1 protein-coding gene is annotated in these 873 nt (G+C 48.2%); it reads left to right on the top strand.

The genetic code is table 11. From position 1 onward, the window contains the following. The coding region (locus LRL21_RS44730) for an IS4 family transposase (protein ID WP_240422207.1) at positions 1 to 837 on the top strand (837 nt) is incomplete at its 5' end. Positions 838 to 873 lie beyond the last annotated feature (36 nt).

The raw sequence follows: 873 nt of genomic DNA, 5'->3' as shown, positions 1-873 counted from the left end.
CAGCTACTTTTGAAAAAATGCAACCGACCCTTGCGCCGCGAATTACGTTTGCCTAAGGACCTTCTTCTTATCGACTCGACCACGATCACAGTCGGCAAAACCCGTTTGCCTTGGGCACCCTATCATGGGGAGCGGGCGGGGATCAAACTTCATGTGGCTCTCGTTGCGGCCAATGAAATGCCTGCCAAAGTTGTAGAAACGATCGGCAAACGCCATGACGGTCCGGTAGGTGAAGAATTGGCAGATGACCGTTACATTCTCGTTGAAGACCGGGCCTACGCCAAAATCGAACGTCTGGATCGATTCAAACAAGAAGGACAATCGTTCGTCATTCGCCTCAAAGACAATGTCCAGTTGGTTCGTCCCTATTCCTTGCGCCGCCACAAACCGATACCGAGTCCCATTCTTCGTGATCTGACTTGTCAGTTGGGCACAACCCAATGCCGCTCCGAAAAACGGCACCGGGTTGTCGTATTTCAAGATGGGCATGGTCATGAAATTCGAGTCGTTACCGACCTCATGAGTGTATCCGCTGAGCAAATTGCTGACATGTATAAAGCCAGATGGCAAATCGAGGTGTTTTTCCGCTGGATCAAACAGCATTTGAATGTGCCTACGCTGTTTGGAACGACGGAAAATGCGGTTTTTGGCCAGCTTTATGCAGCTTTGATCGTCTATATTCTGCTCAAATGGATTTTTGATCAGACCAGTCCGTATATGTCACGAATATTCGCCTTCACGTTCATTCGTTTTACACGGTTGCTTGGACTCGATAACCTTCCTGATGAATGGAAGGTTCACATTCAGTGGATACTTTCCAAGCCATTTGGGACATAGGTTGGTTTTCCACTAAATGGTTAATCAACAGGCGTG

Origin of the sequence: Paenibacillus periandrae (assembly GCF_022458865.1) — a bacterium.
GTDB classification, from domain to species: domain Bacteria; phylum Bacillota; class Bacilli; order Paenibacillales; family NBRC-103111; genus Paenibacillus_S; species Paenibacillus_S periandrae.
The sequence above is the reverse complement of the archived record's forward strand: the minus strand, read 5'-3'. Positions and strand labels throughout refer to the sequence as shown.